Here is a 15,910-nt window from a genome sequence, read left to right on the forward strand (position 1 = left end):
GGCTTACTCCTCGCGCAGGGTCTGGATCATGTAATTGACGTCGACATCGGCCGCCAGTTTGTAGTGCTTGGTCAGCGGATTGTAGGTCAGGCCGATGATGTCCTTGACGGTCAGGCCGGCCATGCGGCTCCAGGCGCCAAGCTCCGAAGGGCGGATGAATTTCTTGAAGTCGTGGGTGCCGCGCGGCAGCAACTTCATGATGTATTCGGCGCCGACGATGGCGAACAGATAGGCCTTCGGGTTGCGGTTGATGGTGGAGAAGAACACCTGGCCGCCCGGTTTGACCATTTTGAAACAGGCGCGGATCACCGACGACGGATCTGGCACGTGTTCAAGCATTTCCAGGCATGTCACCACGTCGAACTGCTCGGGCATTTCTTCGGCCAGGGCTTCGGCGGTGATCTGCCGGTACTCGACGCTCACGCCGGATTCCAGCTGATGCAGTTGAGCGACCGCCAGGGGCGCTTCGCCCATGTCGATGCCCATCACGGTCGCGCCGCGCTGGGCCATGGCTTCGCTGAGGATGCCGCCGCCGCAACCGACGTCGAGGACTTTCTTGCCGGCCAGATGGACGCGCTCGTCGATCCAGTTGACCCGCAGCGGGTTGATGTCGTGCAGCGGTTTGAACTCGCTTTCGCGGTCCCACCAGCGATGGGCCAGGGCTTCGAATTTGGCGATTTCGGCGTAGTCGACGTTGCTCATGGTGTCAGTCCTCTAAAACTTGAAAAATCCTGTTGCCCCGGTTTTGGTCCAGGGTGCTTACAATTCGGTGCTTACGATTCGGTATGGCCGCTGATGCGCTGGCCCCAGGCCTTGGCAGTGGCACACAGTTGCGCCTCATCCAGGCGGGTCAGGCGGCGATCGTCGAGCAGTTGCTTGCCGGCGACCCAAAGGTGTTTAACGCAATCGCGGCCAGTGGCATAGATAAGCTGCGAAACCGGGTCGTAGACCGGTTGCTGTGCCAGGCCCGACAGGTCGAACGCAACGATGTCCGCCGCTTTGCCGACTTCCAGCGAACCCGTCTCAGCTTCGATTCCCAGTGCACGGGCGCCATTGAGCGTGGCCATGCGCAGGGCGCGATGGGCGTCCAGCGCCGTGGCGGAACCGGCGACGGCCTTGGCCAACAACGCAGCGGTGCGGGTTTCACCGAGCAGGTCGAGGTCATTATTGCTGGCCGAGCCATCGGTGCCGACCGCCACGTTGACCCCGGCCTGCCACAAGCGCTCGACCGGACAGAAACCGCTGGCCAGCTTCAGGTTCGACTCCGGGCAATGAATCACATTGGTGTTACTTTCTACCAGCAGCACCAGGTCTTCATCGCTGATCTGGGTCATGTGAACGGCCTGGAGGCGCGGCCCGAGCAGGCCCAGGCGACCGAGGCGGGCCAGCGGGCGTTCGCCGCATTGCTCGACCGACTGCTGCACTTCGAAAGCGGTTTCATGGACGTGCATGTGAATCGAGGCGTCCAGTTCTTCGGCGATCACCCGGATTTTTTCCAGGGTTTCGTCGCCCACGGTGTAGGGTGCATGGGGCCCAAAGGTGATTTTGATCCGCTCGTGATGCTTGAGATCGCCAAATAATTCAACGCCCTGACGAATGGCTTCATCCGCCGTGGCGGCGCCTGGAATCGGGAAATCGAGGATCGGAATGGCGATCTGGGCGCGAATGCCGCTGTTATGTACGCGTTCGCTGGCGACCTTCGGGAAGAAATACATGTCGGAGAAACAGGTGATGCCGCCTTTGATCTGCTCGGCAATGGCCAAATCAGTGCCATCACGTACGAAAGCCTCGTCGACCCACTTGGCTTCGGCCGGCCAGATGTGGTTTTCCAGCCAGGTCATCAGCGGCAGATCGTCGGCCAGCCCACGGAACAGCGTCATTGCCGCATGCCCGTGGGCGTTGATCAGCCCAGGGGCGAGCAACATGTCCGGCAATTCGCGGACTTCGGTTGCGTTAAACTTCAAGGCTGCTGCGCGCGGGCCGATAAATACGATACGACCGTCGCGGATGCCCAGGGCATGCTCTTTAAGGACCACGCCAGCCGGTTCGACGGGTACCAGCCAGGTCGGCAGCAATAACAGGTCGAGCGCAGCGGTGGGGGTCGGCATCGAAAGTCGGTTCCAGTGCTTTTGTAAAGGATGGCGAAGTATACCCGAGCGTCTTCGCGGGGGGATCGCTATAATCGGCGGCTTTTGTTCATGAGTGCGGGGTAAGTGGATGCGCGATCGACTGTTGGCTGCGGAGAAGGTGAAGGCCATCGATTGGCGTGATGGCGCCCTGTATCTGCTGGATCAGCGTATTTTGCCGTTCGAGGAAACCTGGATCGCCTACACCAGCGCTGCGGGTGTGGCTGAGGCCATTCGCTCGATGGTGGTGCGCGGCGCCCCAGCCATTGGTATCAGTGCCGCTTATGGCGTAGTGCTGGCGGCCCGCACTCGCTTTGCCGAAGGCGGCGACTGGCAGGCGGCGCTGGAAGAGGATTTCGCGCTGCTCGCCGATTCTCGTCCAACCGCGGTCAACCTGTTCTGGGCTCTGGGTCGCATGCGCGAACGGCTTGAACGCTTGAAGGAGCACGCCGATCCGCTGGCGGTGCTGGAAGCTGAAGCCATCGCCATCCATGAAAGCGATCGCGAAGCCAACCTGACCATGGCCCAATTGGGCGTCGACCTGATTCGCAAACATCAGGGTAATGCCCAGGCGATCCTCACGCACTGCAACACTGGCGCGCTAGCCACCGGCGGCTTCGGCACGGCGCTGGGGGTGATTCGCGGGGCTTTCATCGAGGGCATGGTCGAACGCGTTTACGCTGATGAAACCCGGCCATGGCTGCAAGGTTCACGATTGACCGCATGGGAATTGGCTAATGAAGGCATTCCCGTGACCCTCAATGCCGATTCCGCCGCTGCGCATATCATGAAAACCAAGGGTGTGACCTGGGTGATCGTCGGCGCTGACCGCATCACCGCCAATGGCGATGTGGCGAACAAGATCGGCACCTACCAACTGGCGGTCAACGCCATGCACCACGGCGTGCGTTTCATGGTGGTGGCGCCGAGTTCGACCATCGACATGAACCTGGCCAGCGGTGACGAGATCCCCATCGAAGAGCGCGACGGCCGCGAATTGCTGGAAGTTGGCGGCAAGCGGGTGGGGGCGGATGTCGACGCGTTCAACCCGGTGTTCGACGTGACGCCTGCGGATTTGATCGATGCGATTGTCACCGAAAAAGGCATCGTCGAACGGCCGGATACGGCGAAAATGGCGCAGTTGATGTGCCGCAAGCGGTTGCATTAAAGATATCTGGCGCCTGATCAATCGCCATCGCGGGCAAGCCCGCTCCCACAGGTTTTGTGAGCGCTGCAAAACTCTGTGGGAGCGGGCTTGCCCGCGATTAGGCCCTGAATGTCAATGAAACAAGCCGAATCTGCCCTGAATTCTCCATTCAACACGGCTCTAAGCCCCTCTCGTCCCTTTCAAGCCTGTCACCGGTCAACTAACTATGCTCCATGCGCATCTGGGGGATAGGTGCGTGGCGGCTCTTGTGATAACATCCGGCGGTTTCCAGGGTAGCCTGATGTGGCTGCCTTTACTGCGCAGATCCATGGCATAACTCGTTGATTTGTCGTAAGTCGGTGCATGGCACTCAGTCTGCATCGGCGAGCTTCGTTCGTCCCATATGGATGTGACGAAGTTTCACCAGAAAAAGGAATCAGGCTTCTCATGGGCGAACTGGCCAAAGAAATCCTCCCGGTCAATATCGAAGACGAGCTGAAGCAGTCCTACCTCGACTACGCGATGAGCGTAATTGTCGGGCGGGCACTGCCGGATGCGCGCGATGGCTTGAAGCCCGTGCACCGGCGTGTGCTGTTCGCGATGAGCGAGCTGGGCAACGACTTCAACAAGCCGTACAAGAAATCTGCCCGTGTTGTCGGTGACGTGATCGGTAAGTATCACCCTCACGGTGATACCGCGGTGTACGACACCATCGTTCGGATGGCGCAGCCATTCTCGCTGCGTTACCTGTTGGTAGACGGTCAGGGCAACTTCGGTTCGGTGGACGGCGACAACGCCGCGGCCATGCGATACACCGAAGTGCGCATGACCAAGCTGGCGCACGAGCTGCTGGCTGACCTGCACAAAGAAACCGTGGACTGGGTGCCGAACTACGACGGCACCGAAATGATCCCGGCGGTCATGCCGACCCGTATTCCCAACCTGCTGGTCAACGGCTCCAGCGGTATCGCCGTGGGCATGGCGACCAACATCCCGCCGCACAACCTCGGTGAAGTCATCGACGGTTGCCTGGCACTCATCGACAACCCGGAACTGACCGTCGATGAGCTGATGCAATACATCCCCGGTCCTGACTTCCCGACCGCCGCGATCATCAACGGTCGCGCCGGCATCATTGAAGCCTACCGCACCGGTCGCGGGCGCATTTACATGCGCGCCCGCTCGATGATCGAAGACATCGACAAGGTCGGTGGTCGTCAGCAGATCGTCATCACCGAACTCCCTTACCAGCTGAACAAGGCACGTCTGATCGAGAAGATCGCCGAGCTGGTAAAAGAGAAGAAGCTTGAAGGGATCACCGAGCTGCGCGACGAGTCCGACAAGGACGGTATGCGCGTCGTGATCGAATTGCGTCGCGGTGAAGTGCCTGAGGTGATCCTCAACAACCTCTACGCCCAGACCCAGCTGCAAGCGGTGTTCGGTATCAACATCGTCGCGCTGATCGACGGCCGTCCGCGGATCCTGAACCTCAAGGACCTGCTGGAAGCGTTCGTTCGTCACCGTCGCGAAGTGGTTACCCGTCGTACCGTGTTCGAACTGCGCAAAGCACGTGAGCGTGGCCACATTCTGGAAGGTCAAGCGGTTGCCCTGTCGAACATCGACCCGGTCATCGCCCTGATCAAGGCTTCGCCAACGCCGTCGGAAGCCAAGGAAGCGCTGATCAAGACTGCGTGGGAATCTTCCGCTGTAGTTGCGATGGTTGAGCGTGCCGGTGCCGATTCGTGCCGTCCAGAGACCCTGGACCCGCAATACGGTCTGCGCGAGGGCAAGTACTTCCTGTCGCCAGAGCAGGCACAAGCCATTCTGGAATTGCGTCTGCACCGTCTGACCGGTCTGGAACACGAAAAGCTGCTGGCCGAGTATCAAGAGATCCTCAACCAGATCGGCGAGCTGATCCGCATCCTCAGCAGCGCCACGCGCCTGATGGAAGTGATCCGCGAAGAACTGGAAGTGATCCGCGCCGAATACGGCGACGTGCGTCGCACCGAGATTCTCGATGCCCGTCTCGACCTGACCCTGGGTGACATGATCCCGGAAGAAGAGCGCGTCGTGACCATTTCCCACGGTGGCTACGCCAAGACCCAGCCATTGGCTGCGTATCAGGCTCAGCGTCGTGGCGGTAAAGGCAAGTCGGCTACCGGTGTCAAGGATGAGGACTACATCGCTCACCTGCTGGTCGCCAACAGCCACACCACGCTGCTGCTGTTCTCCAGCAAAGGCAAAGTGTACTGGCTGAAAACCTACGAAATTCCGGAAGCGTCCCGCGCTGCCCGTGGTCGTCCGCTGGTCAACCTGCTGCCGCTGGACAGTGATGAATACATCACCACCATGCTGCCGGTCGAGGAATACACCGAAGGTCACTTCATCTTCATGGCCACTGCTAAAGGCACCGTGAAGAAGACCCCGCTGGAATCCTTCAGCCGTCAACGCAGCGTCGGTCTGATCGCGCTGGAGCTGGACGAAGGTGACGTACTGATCTCTGCTGCCATCACCGATGGCGAGCGCGAAGTCATGCTGTTCTCCGACGGTGGCAAGGTGACTCGCTTCAAGGAAACCGACGTTCGCGCCATGGGCCGTACCGCTCGCGGTGTCCGCGGCATGCGTCTGCCGGAAGGCCAGAAGCTGATTTCCATGCTGATCCCGGAAGAAGGCAGCCAGATCCTCACCGCTTCGGCGCGTGGTTTCGGCAAGCGCACCGCGATCACCGAGTTCCCTGAGTACAAGCGTGGCGGTCAGGGCGTTATCGCCATGGTCAGCAACGAGCGTAACGGCCGTCTGGTCGGCGCAGTCCAGGTGCTCGACGGCGAGGAAATCATGCTGATTTCCGACCAGGGTACTTTGGTTCGTACCCGTGTCGACGAAGTGTCCAGCCTGGGTCGTAATACCCAGGGAGTGACCCTGATCAAGCTGGCCAGCGATGAAACGCTGGTGGGCCTGGAGCGGGTTCAAGAGCCGTCGGAAGTCGAAGGCGAAGAGCTGGAAGGCGAAGGCCTCGAAGGTGAAGAGGGTGCAGTGTTCGACGGTGAAGTCGTGATCGACGACGTTGCCGAAGACCAGCAACTCGACGCCGCCGCTGACGAAGAGCCGCAAGAGTAAGCGGGCAAGCAGGGGGCGGATGAAGATTCGCCCCCTTGTTGTTTGTCCCTCAGGAACTATGGAATTGTTTTTAATGTAGGACTGTAAACCTGTAGGAGCTGTCGAGCGGAGCGAGGCTGCGATCTTTTCGTTCTGCCCACCAAGGCAAGAGCGACAGCAAGATCAAGAAATCGCAGCCTCGCTCCGCTCGACAGCTCCTACAGATCCACCTACAGATTTACAGATTCACAGATTTATTGCGTGATACCACCAAATCAGAGCGAGATTGGATGTGAGCAAGAGAGCCTATAACTTCTGTGCCGGTCCTGCGGCGCTTCCCGAAGCTGTCCTGAAGCGCGCCCAGGGTGAACTCCTTGATTGGCACGGCAAGGGCCTGTCGGTCATGGAAATGAGCCATCGCAGCGATGAGTTCGTGTCCATTGCCACCAAGGCCGAGCAGGATCTGCGTGATCTGCTGAATATCCCCTCGAACTATAAAGTGCTGTTTCTGCAAGGTGGCGCGAGCCAGCAATTTGCTCAGATTCCTCTGAACCTGTTGCCGGAAAGCGGCACCGCCGACTATATCGACACCGGTATCTGGTCGCAGAAAGCTATCGAAGAAGCCTCGCGCTACGGCCACGTCAACGTTGCCGCCACCGCCAAGCCTTACGACTATTTTGCTATCCCCGGTCAGAACGAGTGGAGCCTGTCGAAAGACGCGGCCTACGTTCACTACGCACCGAACGAAACCATTGGCGGCCTGGAATTCCAATGGATTCCGGAAACCGGTGATGTGCCGCTGGTTGCCGACATGTCCTCGGACATTCTCTCGCGTCCGGTGGATGTTTCGCGCTTCGGCATGATCTACGCCGGCGCCCAGAAAAACATCGGCCCGAGCGGCGTCGTCGTGAACATCGTTCGCGAAGACCTGCTGGGTCACGCCCGTTCCATTTGCCCGACCATGCTCAACTACAAGGTCGCGGCCGATAATGGCTCGATGTACAACACCCCGCCAACCCTGGCCTGGTACTTGTCCGGTCTGGTGTTTGAGTGGCTGAAAGAGCAGGGTGGTGTCGAAGCCATCGGCAAGCTCAATGAAGTGAAGCAGCGCACGCTGTACGACTTCATCGACGCCAGCGGCTTGTACAGCAACCCGATCAACAAGTCGGATCGCTCGTGGATGAACGTACCGTTCCGTCTGGCCGACGATCGTCTCGACAAGCCGTTCCTGGCTGGCGCCGACGAACGCGGCCTGCTGAACCTCAAGGGCCACCGTTCCGTGGGCGGCATGCGTGCCTCCATCTATAACGCCGTCGATATCGTTGCAGTCAATGCACTGGTTTCGTACATGGCAGAGTTCGAGAAGGAACACGGTTAATGTCTGAGCAAGAACTCAAGGCACTGCGCCTGCGCATTGATGCTCTGGACGAAAAAGTCCTGGAGCTGATCAGTGAGCGCGCACGTTGCGCCCAGGAAGTTGCGCGAGTAAAGATGGCCTCGCTGGCCGAAGGCGAAGTGCCGGTGTTCTATCGTCCTGAGCGTGAAGCTCAGGTGCTCAAGCGTGTGATGGAGCGTAACCAGGGGCCGCTGGGCAACGAAGAGATGGCGCGGCTGTTCCGCGAAATCATGTCCTCGTGCCTGGCCCTCGAGCAGCCGCTGAAAGTGGCTTACCTTGGCCCTGAAGGTACATTCACCCAAGCTGCGGCCATGAAGCACTTCGGTCATGCGGTGATCAGCAAGCCGATGGCAGCGATCGACGAAGTGTTCCGTGAAGTCGCGGCCGGTGCGGTGAACTTTGGCGTGGTCCCGGTGGAAAACTCCACCGAGGGCGCGGTCAACCACACCCTCGACAGCTTCCTCGAACACGACATGGTGATCTGTGGCGAAGTCGAGCTGCGTATTCACCATCACCTGTTGGTCGGTGAAAACACCAAGACCGACAGCATCAGCCGCATCTATTCCCACGCCCAGTCCCTGGCCCAGTGCCGCAAGTGGCTGGACGCCCATTACCCGAATGTCGAGCGCGTAGCGGTTTCGAGCAACGCCGAAGCGGCCAAGCGGGTCAAGGGTGAGTGGAACTCGGCGGCGATCGCCGGCGACATGGCCGCTGGTCTGTACGGGTTGACTCGACTGGCCGAAAAAATCGAGGATCGTCCGGACAACTCCACGCGATTCCTGATGATCGGCAGCCAGGAAGTGCCGCCGACCGGCGACGACAAGACCTCGATCATCGTTTCCATGAGCAACAAACCCGGCGCGCTCCACGAGCTGCTGGTGCCGTTCCACGACAACGGCATCGACCTGACGCGCATCGAGACCCGTCCGTCGCGCAGCGGTAAATGGACCTACGTGTTCTTCATCGACTTCGTCGGCCACCACCGCGACCCGCTGGTCAAAGGTGTACTGGAAAAGATCAGTCAGGAAGCAGTAGCACTCAAAGTGCTGGGTTCCTACCCGAAAGCAGTTCTCTAAGGGCGGTAGCAAATGAGTGGCAACTTCCTCGCTCTGGCACAGCCGGGCGTGCAACAACTTTCGCCTTACGTTCCGGGCAAACCCGTGGACGAACTGGCCCGTGAGCTGAACCTCGATCCGGCCAATATCGTCAAACTGGCGAGCAACGAAAACCCGTTGGGCGCCAGCCCCAAGGCGCTGGCCGCGATTCGCGAAGCGCTGACCGAGCTGACCCGCTATCCGGACGGCAACGGTTTTGCACTCAAGACCCTGCTGGCCGATCAGTGTCGCGTCGAGCTGAACCAGGTGACGTTGGGCAACGGCTCCAACGACATTCTGGAGCTGGTGGCGCGTGCTTATCTGGCGCCAGGCCTGAACGCGGTGTTCAGCGCGCATGCGTTTGCGGTCTATCCGATCGTCACCCAGGCCGTCGGTGCCCAGGCAAAAGTGATCCCGGCCAAAGACTGGGGTCATGATCTGTCGGCCATGCTGGCCGCAATCGATGCCGATACTCGCGTGGTGTTCATCGCCAACCCGAACAACCCGACCGGGACCTGGTTCGACGCCGAAGCGCTGGATGATTTCCTGCAGGACGTACCGGCCCATGTGCTGGTGGTGCTGGACGAGGCCTACATCGAATACGCCGAAGGCAGCGACTTGCCCGACGGCCTGGACTATTTGGCGGCCTACCCGAACCTGCTGGTCTCGCGCACCTTCTCCAAGGCCTATGGTCTGGCGTCGCTGCGGGTCGGTTACGGCTTGTCCTCGGCCATCGTCGCCGATGTGCTGAATCGCGTGCGTCAGCCGTTCAACGTCAACAGCCTCGCGCTGGCTGCCGCTTGTGCCGCGTTGCAAGACTTCGAGTACCTGGCTGAAAGCCGTCGCCTGAACGAGTCCGGCATGCAGCAGCTGCAAGCGGGTTTCCGCGAGCTGGGTCTGAGCTGGATTCCATCCAAAGGCAACTTCATCTGTGTCGATCTGGGGCGCGTTGCGGCTCCAGTGTTCGAGGGGTTGCTGCGCGAAGGCGTGATCGTGCGTCCGGTGGCCAACTACGGCATGCCGAACCACCTGCGTATCACCATCGGTTTGCCGGCTGAAAACAGCCGCTTCCTCGAGGCGCTGACCAAGGTTATGGCTCGTGGTTGATGTCACTGCACTGCAATCTGCTCAACCTATGATCGGTCGCCTGGTGGTGGTCGGCCTGGGGTTGATCGGCGGTTCGTTTGCCAAAGGCTTGCGTGAAAGCGGTCTGTGCCGCGAAGTGGTCGGGGTCGATCTCGATCCGCAGTCGCGCAAGCTGGCGGTCGAGTTGGGCGTGGTGGATCGCTGCGAAGAAGACCTGGCTAAGGCTTGCCAGGGCGCTGACGTGATTCAGCTGGCGGTGCCGATCCTGGCCATGGAGAAATTGCTCGCGCTGTTGGCGGGCATGGACTTGGGGCAAGCGATTCTGACCGACGTCGGTAGTGCCAAGGGCAATGTGGTGCGCGCGGCGACCGAAGCGTTTGGCGGCATGCCGGCGCGTTTCGTGCCAGGGCATCCGATTGCCGGTTCCGAGCAGAGCGGGGTGGAAGCCTCCAATGCCGAGCTGTTCCGTCGCCATAAAGTCATTCTGACGCCGCTGGATCAGACCGATCCGGCCGCTTTGGCAGTGGTTGACCGGTTGTGGCGCGAACTGGGTGCCGACGTCGAGCACATGCAGGTCGAACGTCACGACGAAGTGTTGGCGGCGACCAGCCATTTGCCGCACTTGCTGGCATTCGGTTTGGTCGATTCGTTGGCCAAACGCAATGAAAATCTTGAGATCTTCCGTTACGCTGCGGGCGGTTTCCGCGATTTCACAAGAATCGCCGGTAGCGACCCGGTCATGTGGCATGACATCTTCCTCGCCAACCGCGAAGCTGTCTTGCGCACACTCGATACATTTCGCAGCGACCTCGACGCCTTGCGCGACGCGGTCGATGCAGGGGATGGGCACCAATTGTTGGGCGTGTTCACTCGCGCCCGGGTTGCCCGCGAGCATTTCAGTAAAATCCTGGCCCGCCGGGCCTATGTGGACGCTATGAATTCCAACGATCTGATTTTCCTGGCACAACCTGGTGGCCGCCTGACTGGGCGGATTCGTGTACCGGGCGACAAATCGATTTCCCACCGTTCGATCATGCTCGGTTCCCTGGCCGAAGGCGTCACCGAAGTGGAAGGTTTCCTCGAGGGCGAAGACGCTCTGGCGACCCTGCAAGCTTTCCGCGACATGGGTGTCGTCATCGAAGGTCCGCACCACGGTCGCGTGACCATCCACGGCGTCGGCCTGCATGGCCTGAAGCCTGCGCCGGGCCCGATCTATCTGGGCAACTCCGGCACCTCGATGCGTCTGCTGTCTGGCCTTTTGGCTGCGCAGAGCTTCGATAGCATCCTGACCGGCGACGCTTCTCTGTCCAAGCGTCCGATGAATCGCGTGGCCAATCCTCTGCGCGAAATGGGCGCCGTGATCGAGACCGCTGCTGAAGGTCGTCCACCGATGACCATTCGTGGCGGCAACAAGCTCAAGGGCCTGACTTACACCATGCCAATGGCCAGCGCCCAGGTTAAATCCTGCCTGTTGCTGGCGGGTCTGTATGCCGAAGGCAAGACCACCGTCACCGAGCCGGCACCGACTCGCGACCACACCGAGCGCATGCTGCGCGGCTTCGGCTACCCGGTGACCGTCAACGGCGCGACTGCCTCGGTCGAGTCCGGCCACAAGTTGACCGCGACCCACATTGAAGTGCCGGGCGATATCTCGTCCTCGGCATTCTTCCTGGTGGCGGCGTCGATTGCCGAAGGTTCGGAGCTGGTGCTTGAGCACGTCGGCATCAACCCGACCCGTACCGGCGTGATCGACATCCTGCGCCTGATGGGCGCTGACATCACCCTGGAAAACCAGCGTGAAGTTGGCGGCGAACCGGTAGCGGATCTGCGCGTGCGGGCAGCTAAACTCAAAGGTATCGAGATCCCTGAGGCGCTGGTTCCACTGGCTATCGACGAGTTCCCGGTGCTGTTCGTGGCTGCTGCATGTGCCGAAGGGCGCACCGTGCTGCGTGGCGCCGAAGAGCTGCGCGTGAAGGAGTCGGACCGGATCCAGGTGATGGCGGATGGTCTGCTGGCGCTGGGCGTCAAGTGCGAGCCAACCCCGGACGGTCTCATCATCGACGGCGGCCAGATCGGCGGCGGCGAAGTGCACGGTCACGGCGATCACCGGATTGCCATGGCTTTCAGCGTGGCTTCTTTGCGCGCTAGCGCACCGATCCGCATCCATGATTGCGCCAACGTCGCGACCTCGTTCCCGAACTTCCTCGCGCTGTGCGCGCAGGTCGGTATCCGTGTTGCACAAGAGGCTCAGTCGTGAAAATCATCGCACCGGTCATCACCATTGATGGGCCAAGCGGCTCTGGCAAAGGTACTGTCGCCGGGATGCTGGCCAAGCGTCTGGGCTGGAACTTGCTGGATTCCGGTGCGCTGTATCGATTGCTGGCGTTCGCGGCGTATAACCATGGCGTCGATCTGACGAATGAAGAGCTGCTGAAAAAACTTGCCGCTCATCTGGATGTGCAATTCATCGCAGCGACCGACGGTCAGCTGCAGCGCATTATTCTGGAAGGCGACGAAGTCAGCGATATCATTCGCACCGAAAGTATCGGCTCGGGCGCCTCGCAGGTCGCTGCGTTGCCCGCCGTTCGTGAGGCGCTGCTTCAGCGCCAGCGGGCCTTTCAGGAATCACCGGGTCTGGTGGCCGATGGCCGCGACATGGGCACGGTGGTATTTCCCGACGCACCGTTGAAGATTTTCCTGACCGCCAGTGCCGAGGAGCGTGCGCGACGTCGATACTTGCAGTTGAAGGGCAAAGTCGATGGTGTTAGTCTGTCGAGTCTGCTAGATGAGATACGTGCGCGCGATGAGCGTGACACCCAGCGAGCGGTAGCCCCGCTCAAACCGGCGGCTGACGCCATACAGCTGGATTCCACGGAATTATCCATCGATCAGGTGCTGGAACGCATCATGAGTGAAATCGCCATTCGCGATATCGCCGGGTGACCAAGAAACGACCCAGGGGACCAGTCATAGTCCTGTGCCGTTTCTTTAAATGAACGTAACCCACATCGTCTGGGATGTGGAGATGGGCGTATCCTTCGCCCTTATTCAACAGGAATTAAAATGAGCGAAAGCTTTGCGGAACTCTTTGAAGAAAGCCTAAAAACCCTGAACCTTCAGGCAGGCTCCATCATCACCGGTGTTATCGTTGATATCGATTACCAGGCTCGCTGGGTAACCGTTCACGCTGGCCTGAAGTCTGAAGCACTCATCCCGCTTGAGCAGTTCTACAACGATGCTGGCGAACTGACTATCAACGTCGGTGACGAAGTTCACGTTGCTCTGGACTCGGTTGAAGACGGCTTTGGTGAAACCAAGCTGTCCCGTGAAAAAGCCAAGCGCGCTGAATGCTGGATTGTTCTGGAAGCAGCCTTCGCAGCCGAAGAAGTGGTCAAGGGCGTTATCAACGGTAAGGTTAAAGGCGGCTTCACTGTCGACGTTAACGGCATCCGTGCGTTCCTGCCAGGTTCTCTGGTTGACGTCCGTCCAGTGCGCGACACCACGCACCTGGAAGGCAAAGAGCTGGAATTCAAGGTCATCAAACTCGACCAGAAACGCAACAACGTTGTCGTTTCCCGTCGCAGCGTCCTCGAAGCCGAGAACTCCGCCGAGCGTGAAGCTCTGCTGGAATCCCTGCAGGAAGGCCAACAAGTCAAAGGTATCGTCAAGAACCTCACCGATTACGGCGCATTCGTCGATCTGGGTGGCGTCGATGGCCTGCTGCACATTACCGACATGGCTTGGAAGCGTATCAAGCATCCTTCCGAAATCGTCAATGTTGGCGACGAGATCGATGTCAAGGTTCTGAAGTACGATCGCGAACGCAATCGTGTTTCCCTGGGCCTCAAGCAACTGGGCGAAGATCCATGGGTTGCTATCAAAGCCCGTTACCCAGAAAGCACTCGCGTTACCGCTCGTGTAACCAACCTGACCGACTACGGCTGCTTCGCTGAGCTGGAAGAAGGCGTTGAAGGCCTGGTACACGTTTCCGAAATGGACTGGACCAACAAGAACATCCACCCTTCGAAAGTCGTACAAGTCGGCGACGAAGTGGAAGTTATGGTTCTGGACATCGACGAAGAGCGTCGTCGTATCTCCCTCGGCATCAAGCAGTGCAAATCTAACCCATGGGAAGATTTCTCTGGCCAGTTCAACAAGGGCGATAAAATCTCCGGCACCATCAAGTCGATCACCGATTTCGGTATCTTCATTGGTCTGGACGGCGGCATCGACGGTCTGGTTCACCTGTCCGACATCTCCTGGAACGAAGTGGGCGAAGAAGCCGTTCGCCGCTTCAAGAAGGGCGACGAGCTGGACACCGTTATCCTGTCGGTTGACCCAGAGCGCGAGCGCATCTCCCTGGGTATCAAGCAACTGGAAAGCGATCCGTTCTCCGAGTACGTTCAAGAGAACGACAAAGGCGCCATCGTTAAAGGCATCGTGAAAGAAGTTGACGCTAAAGGCGCCATCATCACTCTGGCCGACGATATCGAAGCGACTCTGAAAGCCTCCGAAATCAGCCGTGACCGCGTTGAAGACGCGCGCAACGTTCTGAAAGAAGGCGAAGAAGTAGAAGCCAAGATCATCAGCGTTGACCGCAAGAGCCGCGTAATCCAGCTCTCGATCAAGTCGAAAGACGTTGAAGACGAGAAAGAAGCCATCCAAAGCTTGAAAGACAAGCCTTCGGATAGCATCGCTGCTGGTCCTACCACTCTGGGCGACCTGTTGCGTGCACAAATGGAAAAACAGAACTAAGTTCTGTCAGACCATAGAAAAAGGGCGACTTTAGTCGCCCTTTTTTGTGTCTGCGATTTGGTGAATCCTAGGGGGCGCTTTATTTCTTTCGTGAAACCAATGATCTACATAAGCTGTCTGTAACTTCATACAGGTCAATCGTCTATTCAAGGCTAGGCTTAGTCTGAAGTGAACGACCGCTGGGTAATGCGCCTGGCATAAGGAAGTGAATGAACAAGCTCATTGTCGTGATAGCAGTACTGACATTGGCGGGCTGTACCACGAGCGCCAAGACTCATGCGGTACGTGGAGTCAGTGGTATAGAGATCGATTGTTCAGGATTGGGCTCCGGATGGGAGAAGTGTCACAAGAGAGCTGCCAAGGAGTGCAAGGGTGCAGGTTATAAAGTCGTCGTAAGGTCCGATGACGCGAAGGAGGACGATGAGTTCCCTTTTGGCTTCAATCCCGCGGGTTATCTGACGCGCACCATGCTGGTTATCTGTAGATGAATACCGGGTTTGAGCAATGTTCCGATGTTCTGAAATCGGGCACCTCATTGCAAGGAAAGATATGTCAAAACTCGGGCTGTTCAAATTTCTCCGGGCATGCTAAAACCTTTGAAGCGCTTTTCCTAGCTGCTTGAAAAAGAAGGGAAAAATATGACGAAGTCGGAGTTGATCGAACGAATTGTCACCCATCAAGGGCTGCTCTCATCCAAGGATGTGGAGCTGGCCATCAAGACCATGCTTGAGCAAATGTCCCAATGTCTGGCCACCGGTGATCGAATCGAGATCCGTGGTTTTGGCAGCTTCTCCCTGCACTATCGCGCGCCGCGCGTAGGCCGCAATCCGAAAACCGGTCAGTCCGTCAGCCTCGACGGCAAGTTCGTTCCGCATTTCAAGCCAGGCAAAGAACTGCGCGATCGCGTGAACGAGGAAGAGGAGGAGGGGTTTTGACAGCTGCACTTCAAGGAACCACTGATGCGTAACCTCAAGCGCGTACTTCTCGCTGTATTTGTCCTGTTGCTCGTTCTCGCGATCCTGGCGTTCGTACTTGAGAACCAGCAAGGTGTGTCACTGCTGTTCCTGGGCTGGGCGGGCCCGCAGTTGCCAGTTTCGCTGGTCATGGTGATTGCGCTGCTGATTGGCATGGTGATCGGGCCGATTCTTGGCTGGTTTCTGGGACGTACGTCCAGAGCCTCTCGCAAGCGCCTTGTCTGATCGCGACAAAC

General features: G+C 58.9%; 13 protein-coding genes. 11 read left to right on the top strand and 2 right to left on the bottom strand.

From position 1 onward, the window contains the following. Window positions 1–3 precede the first annotated feature (3 nt). Window positions 4–702: a bifunctional 2-polyprenyl-6-hydroxyphenol methylase/3-demethylubiquinol 3-O-methyltransferase UbiG gene (ubiG, locus tag JFU11_RS11740; protein ID WP_007899720.1), complete on the bottom strand. Its 699-nt coding sequence runs from the start codon at window positions 700–702 to the stop codon at window positions 4–6. 71 nt (window positions 703–773) lie between these two features. After that, entirely contained in the window at window positions 774–2,108 is a 1,335-nt protein-coding gene (locus tag JFU11_RS11745) for a TRZ/ATZ family hydrolase (RefSeq protein WP_123723137.1), read from the bottom strand. 109 nt (window positions 2,109–2,217) lie between these two features. On the opposite strand from JFU11_RS11745, the gene mtnA reads away from it, so the two are divergent. The 11 genes from mtnA to JFU11_RS11800 all read left to right on the top strand — a co-directional run bounded on the left by mtnA (window position 2,218) and on the right by JFU11_RS11800 (window position 15,899). Beyond that, entirely contained in the window at window positions 2,218–3,294 is a 1,077-nt protein-coding gene (gene mtnA, locus JFU11_RS11750; RefSeq protein WP_123723138.1) for an S-methyl-5-thioribose-1-phosphate isomerase, read from the top strand. A gap of 426 nt (window positions 3,295–3,720) precedes the next feature. Beyond that, window positions 3,721–6,390 (top strand): DNA gyrase subunit A, encoded by a 2,670-nt coding sequence (gyrA, locus tag JFU11_RS11755; RefSeq protein ID WP_123723139.1) that lies wholly within the window; start codon window positions 3,721–3,723, stop codon window positions 6,388–6,390. A 271-nt stretch (window positions 6,391–6,661) separates the two neighbouring features. After that, a complete protein-coding gene (gene serC / locus JFU11_RS11760) occupies window positions 6,662–7,747 on the top strand; it encodes a 3-phosphoserine/phosphohydroxythreonine transaminase (protein WP_038982158.1) in 1,086 nt (361 codons plus the stop codon). Beyond that, window positions 7,747–8,841, top strand: coding sequence for a prephenate dehydratase (gene pheA / locus JFU11_RS11765; protein WP_007899727.1), 1,095 nt, complete (start codon window positions 7,747–7,749; stop codon window positions 8,839–8,841). Before serC ends, pheA begins: the two co-directional genes overlap by 1 nt. 12 nt (window positions 8,842–8,853) lie before the next feature. Beyond that, on the top strand, window positions 8,854–9,966 hold the full coding sequence (gene hisC / locus JFU11_RS11770; protein ID WP_201060667.1) for a histidinol-phosphate transaminase: 1,113 nt from the start codon (window positions 8,854–8,856) through the stop codon (window positions 9,964–9,966). A 28-nt stretch (window positions 9,967–9,994) separates the two neighbouring features. Beyond that, window positions 9,995–12,202, top strand: a complete 2,208-nt coding sequence (locus JFU11_RS11775; protein ID WP_242483602.1) for a bifunctional prephenate dehydrogenase/3-phosphoshikimate 1-carboxyvinyltransferase — start codon at window positions 9,995–9,997, stop codon at window positions 12,200–12,202. Further along, window positions 12,199–12,888, top strand: a complete 690-nt coding sequence (cmk, locus tag JFU11_RS11780) for a (d)CMP kinase (RefSeq protein ID WP_123723142.1) — start codon at window positions 12,199–12,201, stop codon at window positions 12,886–12,888. The genes JFU11_RS11775 and cmk overlap by 4 nt, the downstream gene beginning before the upstream one ends. Before the next feature lie 120 nt (window positions 12,889–13,008). Next, window positions 13,009–14,700 carry a 30S ribosomal protein S1 gene (gene rpsA / locus JFU11_RS11785; RefSeq protein WP_008005961.1) on the top strand — a complete coding sequence of 564 codons (1,692 nt, stop codon included), beginning with the start codon at window positions 13,009–13,011 and terminating at the stop codon, window positions 14,698–14,700. A gap of 209 nt (window positions 14,701–14,909) precedes the next feature. Then, window positions 14,910–15,188 carry a hypothetical protein gene (locus JFU11_RS11790; RefSeq protein ID WP_123723143.1) on the top strand — a complete coding sequence of 93 codons (279 nt, stop codon included), beginning with the start codon at window positions 14,910–14,912 and terminating at the stop codon, window positions 15,186–15,188. 150 nt (window positions 15,189–15,338) lie between these two features. Then, complete coding sequence (gene ihfB, locus JFU11_RS11795; RefSeq protein ID WP_020299643.1) at window positions 15,339–15,635, top strand: integration host factor subunit beta; 297 nt, start codon at window positions 15,339–15,341, stop codon at window positions 15,633–15,635. Between the two features lie 24 nt (window positions 15,636–15,659). Continuing rightward, complete coding sequence (locus tag JFU11_RS11800; protein ID WP_123723144.1) at window positions 15,660–15,899, top strand: LapA family protein; 240 nt, start codon at window positions 15,660–15,662, stop codon at window positions 15,897–15,899. Window positions 15,900–15,910 lie beyond the last annotated feature (11 nt).

Origin of the sequence: Pseudomonas sp. TH37 (genome assembly GCF_016650735.1) — a bacterium.
GTDB classification, from domain to species: Bacteria; Pseudomonadota; Gammaproteobacteria; order Pseudomonadales; family Pseudomonadaceae; genus Aquipseudomonas; species Aquipseudomonas farris.